The organism is Azospirillum brasilense, from assembly GCF_003349955.1.
GTDB lineage: Bacteria > Pseudomonadota > Alphaproteobacteria > Azospirillales > Azospirillaceae > Azospirillum > Azospirillum brasilense_B.
In genome coordinates, this window is record NZ_QLKQ01000131.1 from 1 (window position 1) to 10135 (window position 10135).

Below are 10135 nucleotides of genomic sequence, written 5' to 3' on the forward strand. Positions count from 1 at the left end.
GTGCGGTGGGGGTGCTGTGCGGCATGGAGGCGGTCCGGAGCGTCGGTTGCAAACTAAATTGAGAATAGTTCGCATTTGCAAATCGGCTCAACGGCGCTTCGCTTAATTTCGCTTAATGGAGAAGGACGGTGATGGCGCCGGGAACGGCGGGGGCAGGGGAGGGGACCGGGCGGCCCCGGCGTTCCAGCCGGACCACCGCGCGCAGGCCCGGCCCGTTGTCCTCCAGCAGCAAGGCCCCGCCGTGCAGCCGGGCGATGGCGTCCACGATGGCGAGGCCGAGCCCATGGCCGGGCACCCGGTCCGACGGGTCGAGCCGGCAGAAGCGCTGCACCGCGAGCGCGCGTTGGCCGGGCGCCAGCCCCCGGCCGCGGTCGGCGACGGTGATCTCGTTCCAGCCGTCGCGCCGTCCGGCCGAGAGGTGCAGCGCCTCGCCCGGCGCGTATTTCAGGGCGTTGTCCACCAGATTGGCGATGGTCTGGAACAGCAGCGTGCGGTCGCCGCGCAGATCGAGGTCGCGCTCCACGGCGACGGTGATGACGGTGCCGGTGCCCTCGGCCAGCGGCAGATAGGATTCAGCCACCTCATCCAGCAGCGCCTTGGCGTCCAGCGGCTCCACCGCCAGGGTGCAGCGCCCGGTCTCGATCTCGCCCAGCCGCATGATGGCGCGGAACAGGTGCTGGATGCGCCGCGTCTCCTCGATCCCCTCCTCCAACTCGCGGCGCAGGGCGTCGTCGTGGCAGGTCTCGGCGATGGTGACCAGACGGTTGTGCAGGTGGGTCAACGGCGTGCGCATCTCGTGCGCGATGCTGCTCGACACGCTGGAGACCTCCTCGACCAGCCGGGTCACGCGGTCGAGCGTGCGGTTGACCTCGCGGCCGAGGCGGGCGAACTCGTCGTCCGGCCCGGCGATGGCGACGCGGCGGTCGCGGTCGCCCGCCGCGTAGGCGGTCAGCGCCATGGTGATGGCCGACACCCGGCGCAGCGTGCCGGCGCTGAAGCGGAGGCCGAAGGCAACGCTGGTCAGCAGGAACACCAGCACGCCGCAGCCCGCCGCCAGCGGCACGGCGCGGAGCTGGTCGAGCATGGGCTGGAGGTCGTAGGCGTTGACGTAGCGCCCGCCGTCGCCCAGCCGCACCACCGTCCCGCGCACCTTCCAGCCGTCGCCGCGCTGGTCGATCCGGCCGGTCTCGCACGCGGCCGGGCCGCCGCAGGCGATGACGGCGAGCAGCCGTTGCGCCATCGCCTCGTCGCCGTAGAGCACGCGCCCGTCGCGGTCGATCACGATGCGCCGCCGCGTGCCTTCCGGCGCGAAGCGCTCGCGGCGGCGCAGCTCCGCGACCAGGGCGGCGGCGTCGCCGAAGCCGCCGTGCAGACGCTGCGTTTCCTGGTCGCGCTCCAGCAGGTCGACGACATGCTCGTTGACCAGCTCCACCAGCAGGGCGCGGCTCCACAGCACGGCGGCGCCGGCCACCACCAGGAAGACCGCACCGATGGCCATGGCCTGACGGAAGCTGCGCGTGTCGAGATGGCGGCGGACCCTCCGGACCCAGGCCGGGCCGACTTCGCGCGGCTTAGCCCAGGACATAGCCGATGGCCCGCACGGTCTTCAGAAGCGGCGGGTCGAAATCCTTGTCGATCTTCGCCCGCAGCTTGAAGACATGGACCTCCACCAGATTGGTCGGCGGGTTGAAGCCGTAGCCCCAGGCCTTCTCCAGCAGCATGCTGCGCGTCACGGTGCGGCCGGGGTTGCTCATCAGGATGTGCAGGAGCTTGAATTCCTTGTCGGTCAGCTCGATGGGCACGCCGCGCCGGGTCACTTGCCGGTGGGTGACGTCCATCGCCAGATCGGCGACTTCCAGCACGTCGCCGGCCCCCGCCAGGGCGGAGCGGCGGGTCGCCAGATGCTCCAGCCGGACCAGCAGCTCGGCGAAGTCGAAGGGCTTGCCCAGATAGTCGTCGGCCCCGGCGCGCAGCCCGGCCACCCGCTCCGTCGTCTCGTCCAGGGCGGACAGCACCAGGACCGGCGGGTGGCGGGTGCCCTGAAGACGCTTCAGCACCTCCATGCCGTCCAGCTTGGGCAGCATGCGGTCCAGCACCACCACGTCGAACGCCTCCTCGCGCAGCAGGCGCAGCGCGTCCTCGCCATCGCCGGCGAAGCGGCAGGAATGGCCGGAGCCGCCGAGCTTCGCCCCGATCCAGTAGCTGACCGCCGCGTCGTCCTCAACGACCAGAACACGCACCGTCCCCTCCCTCCAACGCCTTTTTGGGGCGCCTCTTCGGGGCGCCCCGTCTCGTTCCCTATTTGATATTAATAATCATTCGCAAATCATTTTTCCAGACGCCGCGGCGCGTCCCGTGGCGGCGTAGACCACGCCCTCCGCCTCGGGCAGGTCGAGCCGGACGAAGGCCGTGCCGAAGACGCGCTCCAGCACCGGCACCGGCAGGCCGGACATGGACCCGGCCCAGGCGACGCGCCCGCCCGCCAGCAGCAGCCCGTCGTCGGCGTAGCGCGCGGCCAGCGTCAGGTCGTGCAGGATCACCGCGCAGCCGCCGCCGGTCCGCTCCACCCAGTCGCGCGCCGCCCGCAGCAGATGGTGCTGGTGGGCGGGGTCGAGGCTGGCCGTCGGCTCGTCCAGCAGCAGGTAGGACGGCCCCGCCACGTCGTGCCCGTGCCGACCGGCGGCCAACTGGGCGAGCGCGCGGGCGAAGGCGACGCGCTGGCGCTCGCCGCCGGAGAGCTGGGGCATCAGCCGACCGGCCAGCCCGCCGGCCCCGGCCCGGATCAGGCAATCGGCGATCAGCGCCCGCCGGTCGCCGGGGCGGATCAGCCAGGGTTCGGTCGCCAGCTCCATCACCTCCTCCACCGAGAAGGCGAAGGCGACCGCTTGGTGCTGCGCCACCAGGGCGCGGCGGACGGCCAGCCGCGGCGCCGGGATGGCCGACATCGCCACCCCGTCGAGCAGGACGCGGCCGGCGGTCGGCCGCCGCTCCCCGGAGAGGAGGGAAAGCAACGTGGATTTGCCGGCCCCGTTGGGACCCAGGATGGCCAGCACCCGGCCCGGCCGCACCGCGGCGGTCACGCCGTCGAGCAGGCGGGCGCGGCCGATGGTCAGGCCGGCGTCGATCGCTTCCAGCATGGTCAGGCCCCTCCCAGGCCGCCGGAGCGGCGGCGCAGAAGCCACAGGAAGAAGGGACCGCCGACGGCGCCCAGCAGCAGGCCGGCCGGCACGTCGGCCGGGGCGGCGATGGTGCGGGCCACCGTGTCGGCCAGGACCAGCAGGACCGCCGCCGCCAGCGCCGTCGCCGGCATCAGCCGGCTGTGCACCGGCCCCAGCAGAATCCGCATGACGTGCGGCACGATCAGCCCGACGAAGCCGATCAGGCCGGACACCGCCACCGCCGCCCCGACGCCCAGCGCCACCAGAAGCACCGTGCGCACGGCGAAGCGGTGCGGGTCGAGGCCCTGGAGGAAGGCCTCCCGCTCGCCCATGGCGAACAGGTCGAGCCGCCGCGCCCCGGCCAGCAGCCCGGCGGTCGCCAGCCCCATCAGGAGCATCGCCGGCCCGATCTGCGCCCAGCCCGACCCGCCGAAGCCGCCCATCATCCAGAAGGTCATCTGGCGCAACGCCAGATCGTCGCCGAGGTAGCTGAACAGCCCGATGCCGGCCCCGCCCATGGCGTTCACCGCGATGCCGGCCAGCAGCATGGTGGCGGGTGCGTTGCGCCCGTCGCGGCGGGAGATCGCCAGGATCAGGACGGTGGCGGCCAGCGCGCCGAGGAAGGCGGCCAGCGGCAGCACGGTGGCGAGCGACAGGCCGCTGCGCGCCAGCCCCAGCCCCGACACCCCCAGCACCATGGCGGCGGAGCCGGCCAGCGCCGCGCCGCTCGACACCCCGACCAGTCCGGGATCGGCCAGCGGGTTGCGGAAGACGGCCTGAAGCGCCACCCCCGCCACGCCCAGCGTCACCCCGACCGCGGCGGCCAGGACGATGCGCGGCAGGCGCAGCATGGTCAGCACCATCCAGTCGCGTTCGGACAGCGGCGTTCCGGGCAGGCCGAGCAGGGACGCGAGGTGGGACAGGCTGCGGTCGAGCGGGACGGACACGCCGCCCGTCGCGATGGCCATCAGCACGGCCAGCGCCAGCGCCACGGCCAGCGCCGCCAGCACCGGGACGAGGGGCGGGCGCCGGAAGGACGGCGCCGCCCCGTCCCCTTTCCGGGAGGACGGCATGGACAAGGTCAGGCTCATGGTTGCCCTTGGGGAGAGGTGCCCTGGACGCGGGTGAGTTCGGCGACCGCCTCGGCCGTGCGGGGGCCGAGCCCCATCAGCAGCGCGCCGTCCACCACCGCCACCCGCCGGGCCTTGGCCGCCGGGGTCAGGGCGAGTTGCGGCGTCGCCAGCAATTGGTCGAGCCCGCCCGAGCGGTCGACCAGCGACCGGCTGACCAGCAGGATGTCGGGCGCTGCGGCCAGGACGGACTCCGACGACATCGGCACATAGTCGCGCTCCACATCCAGGGCGTTGCGCGCGCCGGCCATGGCGATCAGAGCGGCGGGGACGGAGCGGCTGCCCGCCGCCATCAGACCGCCGGGCCCGCCGCCGACCACGCCGAGCACGACCGGCGCGCCGTCCTTCGTTCCGGACGTGGCGTCGGACGTGGCGTCGGACTTGGCGGCGACGGCGGCCAGCGCGGCGAGGTCGCGATTCAGCGAGTCTGCCAGCCGCCGCCCCTCCGCCTCCCGGCCGAGCAGGCGGGCGACCCGCTCCACCTTGTCGAGCAGCCCGGCCAGCGTCGGCGTTTCCGGCACGACCTCCACCGTGACGCCGAGCGCCCGCAGCTGGTCGAGCGTCGTCTCCGGGCCGGCGCCCTGGATCGCCAGGACGTGGGTCGGGGCGAGCGACATCACCCCCTCCGCCGAGAGGGCGCGCATGTAGCCGACGTCGGGCAGGCCGTTCACCGGCGGCGGGTAATGGCTGCTGGTGTCGCGCCCGACCACCGAGCCGCCGTCGCCGAGCGCGTGGACCAGCTCGGTCACCGGCGGGCCGACGGTGACGATCCGCCGCTCCGCCGCCCCGGCCAGGGGGGCGGCGGTGAGCGCGAGGGCGGCGGCGATCGCCGCGGGGAGAAAGCGCAGGCGCCTCATCGGCCGGTCCCCGCCCGTCACAGGGACGCGGCGAGCGCCGGCAACTCGGCGGCGAGCGCGCGCCACTCCGCCCGCTCCGGCTTGTCCTCGTCGCGCTGGCCGCACAGGATCGCCGCGTTGTCGCCCCGGTCGTCGTACAGCTCGACGGTGGTGATGCCGCCCTTGTCGGTCGGCTTGTGGACGACCCAGGCGCTGGACAGCCGGGCCTGGATAGCGCGCAGGGTGAAGCCGGGGTCGTCGATGCGCAGCAGCCCGTCGGCGGCGGCCGGGTGGTCCACCGTGCCGGTGTGGATCTGGATGCAGCCGGCGTTGCCGACGAAGATCATGATCTCCAGCCGGCGGTCGCGCGCCGCCTCCAGCAGCGGCAGGACGGCGGCGGCGGGCAGTTCCCGCGCGAAGTCCGGCCCGGCGAGGCGCAGCGCCTGCCGGCGCCCGACCCCGAAAGTCCTCAGCATGCCGAAGAACTCGTGCACGTCGGTCATCGCGCTCCAGGCGGCGCGCAGCCCCTCCACGTCGATCTCGGCGTCGGGCCGCTCGGCGGCGGGGGCGGGCAGCGGCTCCAGGGCCGGCGCGTCCTGGTCGGCGGCGCGGTGCAGGATGAGGAAAGCGTCCCAGGCGGCGGCGTTGGTCTCGGCGGTGCGGTGGATGGTGTGGACGGCGCGGCCGTGCCGGTCGAAGACGCGGATGGCCTCGGCCTCGCCGTCCGCTTCCGGCGTGTGGACGGTGATGGTCCAGTGGCGCGGGAAGACGCGCAGGTCAACCTCGCGGTTCAGCACGATCAGGGCCGGGCCGTTGCCGTCGACGTTGCCGAAGCGCCCGGTCTTCCCGTGGGTGATGCTGCGGTTGCCGGTGACGACCCGGACCGTCCCCAGGACGTCCAGCTTCCTGAGGGCGTCGGTCCAGTCCACCTCCAGCCGCGTCGGGCGGGCGGCACCGTTTTCCCAGGCGGGGAGGGTGGACAGGATGGGATCGGCGGTGAGCAGGTGGGTGTCGGGCATCGAGGGCTTCCCTTGACAAAATGCGGCGTGGTCGGCCCGTCCGGACAGGGCCAAATCTCCCGCAAATGATCATGAGAAGCATTATCAGTTACAAGGCGCCGATCATTAACCGGCATTAATCGCCGCGCGGGCCAGAGCAATCGCATTTGACCTTTATAGCCCTCTCCCCTCTGGGGAGAGGGTGGCCCGCAGGGCCGGTGAGGGGGTTGCGCGTGGCATCACGTCCGGCAAAAGCGCAACCCCCTCACCCTAACCCGGCCGCTCGCAAGGCTCGCGCCCCCTCTCCGCCTTTGATCGCCTTCGGCGCTCAACCGGCCTTCGGCCGGCGGCTCCGAGCCCCAGAGGGGAGAGGGAATTTTAAACGCGATCACCCTGCCCGTCAGGCCGCTTCTTCGACCGTCTCGTTGCGCTCCGGAAGGGTGGCCTCGCGCACCGTGGCGACCGGCGCGCGCGGGGTCTCGTCGACGCGCATGCTGAACAGGTCCGGCCGTGCGTAATGGCCCACCGGGTCGAAATCGAGCTTGGCGCCGACCAGATCCTCGACGTCCACCTCGGCGGTCAGGATGCCCTCCGCGTCGACCAGCGGGCCGGCCAGGATCTCGCCGAGCGGCCCGACGATGACCGAGCGGCCGTGCATCATCCACTCGTCCGGCCCGGCGTCGATGCGGCTGGCGTAGTCCTCCGGGAAGTCGGAGCGGCGCATCACCTGGCAGGCGCCGATCACGAAGCAGCGCCCCTCCATGGCGACGTGGCGCATGGTGGCGATCCAGCTTTCACGGTCGTCCGCCGTCGGCGCCGCCCAGAGCTGGACGCCCTTGGCGTAGTAGGCCGCGCGCATCAGCGGCATGTAATGCTCCCAGCAGATGGCGCCGCCGACACGGCCGAACGGCGTGTCCATGACGGTGAGGGTCGACCCGTCTCCGAACCCCCAGACCAGCCGCTCCGATCCGGTCGGCATCACCTTGCGGTGCTTGCCCATCTGGCCGTCCGGCGACAGGTAGAGCACCGTGCAGTAGAGCGTTCCGCCGTCGCGCTCGATGACGCCGACGACCGCATGGATGCCGTGCCGCGCGCAGGCCGCCGACAGCGTCTCGGTCTCCGGTCCCGGCACCGTGATCGCGCCGCGGACGTAGCGGGCGAAGTCGGCGCGCCCCTCCGGCGTGCGCCGGCCGATCGAGCAGCCGAAGTCGAGCCCCTTCGGGTAGCCGCCGATGAAGGCTTCCGGGAAGACGGCGAGCGACGCGCCGGTGGACGCCGCCTCGGCGATCAGGTCGACCGTGCGGGCGGTCGCCGCGGCGGCGTCGAACGGCACCGTCGCCGCCTGCACCGCGGCCACTTTAACCTTGGTCATGCTTGTCGTTCCTTGCAGTGTGTGTCGGTGGGTCGAGGCGCGGTGTCGGCCCAGACCGGCCGGACCAGATCGAAGACGTCGCGGGTGCGCAGATAGGCCGAGGGGCCGTGCATGCGGGCGACGAGGTCGAGCGCCTCATGGTCGATGCGGGGGCGGTCGGGGTTGCCGGTGAGGACGCGCGTCGCGACATGGGCGTGCAGCACCTCGCCCACGAACAGCCACTGTCCGGGACCGCTTTCGAACTCGTGGATCAGACGGCATTCGAAGGCGACCGGCGATGCGGCGATGCGCGGCGGCCGGACCGCGACGCTCGGCAGGGTGGCGAGGCCGGCGAGCCGGGTTTCGTCCACCTCGGGCGGCGCCTCGACGCAGGTGAGGTTCATCGCCTCCGCGAGATCGAAGGGGACGAGGTTGATCACGAACTCCCGCGTCTCCCGGATGTTGACCGCCGTGTCCTTCGGCCGGTCCGGGCGCGCCAGCACGCCGAGACAGACCACCGGCCGGTCGGAGCCGAAGACGTTGAAGAAGGAGTAGGGGGCCGCGTTCACCCGGCCCTCGGCCGAGCGGGTGACCGCCCAGGCGATCGGCCGTGGCAGGACCGCGGCGGTCAGAAGGCGGTAGCGATCGGGTGCCGGCAGCGTGGCGAAGTCGAAATGGCGCGTTGGAGGGGCGGGGGGGTCGTCAAGTCGTAAGGTCATGAAGTCTCCTTCGGCGCGGCCCGGCACGGCCGCCGCCCCGTCCTGCGCGATGCGTTGGGATCGCCGGCCGCTCAGCCGACGATCTTGACCGCCTTCGGATCGAAGTTCTGGGCGGCGAAGGCGGCGTCCACCTTGCCGGCGATGGTCGTGTCGACGAACTTCGAGACGTCCGGCAGGCGCGGCAGCAGCTTTGCCTCCACGCCCCATTCGGCGAGCTGGTTCAGCTTTTTGATCTGCTCTTCCGACAGCGCCGCCTTGATGTCGGTGGGCGCCTTGGCGTTCCAGGCGGGGTCGTAGCCCGACGCCTTTTCCAGCACGGCCTCCGGGATGTTCTTCGCCGGCTCCAGCGAGCGGAACCAGCCGTTGACGAGGTCGTGGTTCTGGCTGGCGAAGTACAGCGCCTGGGAGTTGGCGAGCAGGAAGCGCTCCGCCACCTCGGGCCGGTCCTTGAAGAAGCGGTTGTTCGCGGTCAGAACGATGACGGGAGTCAGATTCTCCGAGATCACCTGGGCGAAGCCCGCGTTCTCGAAGAAGCTCACGAACGGGTCGTAGGTGAAGAAGGCGTCGATCCGCTGCGCGCCTACCGCGTCGGCCAGCTCCGCCGGCCCGACATTGACGAAGGTCATGTCGCGGCCGGGGGTGAGGCCGGCCTTGATCATCGCCTCCTGGGCGTTCTGGAAGGCGGTGATGCCGAAGGTGCCGTAGACCTGCTTGCCCTTCAGCCCGGCGACGTCGGTGATCCCCGACTTCTTGGTCACCAGCACCGCCGAGCGGAAGCGCGCCTGCGAGGCGATGGTGGTGACCGGCGCCCCGACCGCCATGGTGGTGACGGCGGCGAAGTCGGACAGCGTGCCGACATCGGCCGCGTTCGACACGATCGCCTCGTTCACCGCCGGCGAGGCGTTGAGCTGGATCATGTTCATGCGCAGGCCGTTGCGGGCCGCGATGTCGGTGCGCATCAGCACATGGGCGATCTGGGCCGAGACGGTGGTGGTGTTGAACCAGCCCATCTTGACGACGTCCGCGCCCTGCGCGCGGAGGATCGCCGGCTTGGCGAGGGTTGCGGCGGCGGCGATGCCGGCGGCGAGCTGGCCGAAGCGACGGCGCGAGAGTGTCGAGGTCACGTTCATTCCCCTTTTTGCCATTCGGGTTTCAGGGTCTCCCACAGGTCGTTGACCGTGGAGACGAACCAGGGATCGGAGCGCATCTCGGCCGTGCGGGGCCGCGGCAGCGGCACGGCGACCTCCTCGCGCACCCGGCCGGGCCGCGGGCTCATCACCACCACGCGGTCGGCCAGGAACACCGCCTCGTCGATGCCGTGGGTGACGAAGATCACCGTCTTGCCGGCCTCGGACGAAATACGGGCGATTTCCTCCTGCAGCAGCACGCGGGTCTGCGCGTCCAGCGCGCCGAACGGCTCGTCCATCAGCAGGATGTCGGGGTCCGGGGCGAGCGCGCGGGCGATGGCCGCCCGCTGCTTCATGCCGCCGGAGATCTGGTGCGGGTACTTCTCCTCGAAGCCGGTCAGCCGGACCATGTCGATCAGCGAGCGGGCGATCTCCGCGCGCTGCTTCTTCGCCATGCCCTTGGCCTTCAGGCCGAACTCCACGTTCTCCTGCACGGTCATCCAGCCGAACAGCGCGTAGTCCTGGAAGACCACCGTGCGCGAGGGGTCCGGCCGGACGATGGGGCGGCCGTTCTGCAGGAGCGTCCCGCTCGACGCCGACTGGAAGCCGGCGACGATGCCGAGCAGAGTCGACTTTCCGCAGCCCGAGGGGCCGAGCAGCGAGATGAACTCGCCGCGGCGGATGCGCAGATCGACCCCATCGAGCGCGACCACCATGTTGTCGGACGAGGTCCCGCCGTAGACCTTGCCCAGATTCCGGATGTCGATCTGGATGTCGGCCGGCTGGGCCTGGGGTGTGCCGGGGGGTGTGCCGGGG

10 protein-coding genes are annotated in these 10135 nt (G+C 71.9%); all 10 read right to left on the reverse strand.

Going from position 1 to position 10135, the window contains the following annotated elements; all coding sequences use genetic code 11:
- Positions 1–112: 112 nt before the first annotated feature.
- The gene (locus DXK32_RS30860) at positions 113–1585 is read right to left on the reverse strand and encodes a sensor histidine kinase (RefSeq protein WP_114861991.1); all 1473 of its coding nucleotides are present in this window, start codon (positions 1583–1585) and stop codon (positions 113–115) included.
- Positions 1572–2240, reverse strand: coding sequence for a response regulator transcription factor (locus DXK32_RS30865; protein WP_114861992.1), 669 nt, complete (start codon positions 2238–2240; stop codon positions 1572–1574). The genes DXK32_RS30860 and DXK32_RS30865 overlap by 14 nt, the downstream gene beginning before the upstream one ends.
- A gap of 75 nt (positions 2241–2315) precedes the next feature.
- The gene (locus DXK32_RS30870) at positions 2316–3137 is read right to left on the reverse strand and encodes an ATP-binding cassette domain-containing protein (protein WP_114861993.1); all 822 of its coding nucleotides are present in this window, start codon (positions 3135–3137) and stop codon (positions 2316–2318) included.
- A 2-nt stretch (positions 3138–3139) separates the two neighbouring features.
- Positions 3140–4249 carry a FecCD family ABC transporter permease gene (locus DXK32_RS30875; protein ID WP_114861994.1) on the reverse strand — a complete coding sequence of 370 codons (1110 nt, stop codon included), beginning with the start codon at positions 4247–4249 and terminating at the stop codon, positions 3140–3142.
- On the reverse strand, positions 4246–5145 hold the full coding sequence (locus DXK32_RS30880) for a heme/hemin ABC transporter substrate-binding protein (protein WP_114861995.1): 900 nt from the start codon (positions 5143–5145) through the stop codon (positions 4246–4248). The genes DXK32_RS30875 and DXK32_RS30880 overlap by 4 nt, the downstream gene beginning before the upstream one ends.
- Positions 5146–5162: 17 nt before the next feature.
- Positions 5163–6143, reverse strand: a complete 981-nt coding sequence (locus DXK32_RS30885) for a ChuX/HutX family heme-like substrate-binding protein (RefSeq protein WP_114861996.1) — start codon at positions 6141–6143, stop codon at positions 5163–5165.
- Positions 6144–6522: 379 nt separating this feature from the next.
- Positions 6523–7494 carry a carbon-nitrogen hydrolase family protein gene (locus DXK32_RS30890; protein WP_114861997.1) on the reverse strand — a complete coding sequence of 324 codons (972 nt, stop codon included), beginning with the start codon at positions 7492–7494 and terminating at the stop codon, positions 6523–6525.
- Positions 7491–8192 carry a flavin reductase family protein gene (locus tag DXK32_RS30895; protein WP_114861998.1) on the reverse strand — a complete coding sequence of 234 codons (702 nt, stop codon included), beginning with the start codon at positions 8190–8192 and terminating at the stop codon, positions 7491–7493. Before DXK32_RS30895 ends, DXK32_RS30890 begins: the two co-directional genes overlap by 4 nt.
- A 71-nt stretch (positions 8193–8263) precedes the next feature.
- Positions 8264–9322: an ABC transporter substrate-binding protein gene (locus DXK32_RS30900; protein ID WP_247877424.1), complete on the reverse strand. Its 1059-nt coding sequence runs from the start codon at positions 9320–9322 to the stop codon at positions 8264–8266.
- The coding region (locus tag DXK32_RS30905; protein WP_247877425.1) for an ABC transporter ATP-binding protein at positions 9319–10135 on the reverse strand (817 nt) is incomplete at its 5' end. The genes DXK32_RS30905 and DXK32_RS30900, both read right to left, overlap by 4 nt.

What these genes read in the sequence shown, in the direction of transcription:
- DXK32_RS30860 (WP_114861991.1), bottom strand. Translation starts at nt 1,585, where the DNA reads ATGTCCTGGGCTAAGCCGCGCGAAGTCGGCCCGGCCTGGGTCCGGAGG.
- DXK32_RS30870 (WP_114861993.1), bottom strand. Translation starts at nt 3,137, where the DNA reads ATGCTGGAAGCGATCGACGCCGGCCTGACCATCGGCCGCGCCCGCCTG.
- DXK32_RS30875 (WP_114861994.1), bottom strand. Translation starts at nt 4,249, where the DNA reads ATGAGCCTGACCTTGTCCATGCCGTCCTCCCGGAAAGGGGACGGGGCG.
- DXK32_RS30880 (WP_114861995.1), bottom strand. Translation starts at nt 5,145, where the DNA reads ATGAGGCGCCTGCGCTTTCTCCCCGCGGCGATCGCCGCCGCCCTCGCG.
- DXK32_RS30885 (WP_114861996.1), bottom strand. Translation starts at nt 6,143, where the DNA reads ATGCCCGACACCCACCTGCTCACCGCCGATCCCATCCTGTCCACCCTC.
- DXK32_RS30890 (WP_114861997.1), bottom strand. Translation starts at nt 7,494, where the DNA reads ATGACCAAGGTTAAAGTGGCCGCGGTGCAGGCGGCGACGGTGCCGTTC.
- DXK32_RS30895 (WP_114861998.1), bottom strand. Translation starts at nt 8,192, where the DNA reads ATGACCTTACGACTTGACGACCCCCCCGCCCCTCCAACGCGCCATTTC.
- DXK32_RS30900 (WP_247877424.1), bottom strand. Translation starts at nt 9,322, where the DNA reads ATGAACGTGACCTCGACACTCTCGCGCCGTCGCTTCGGCCAGCTCGCC.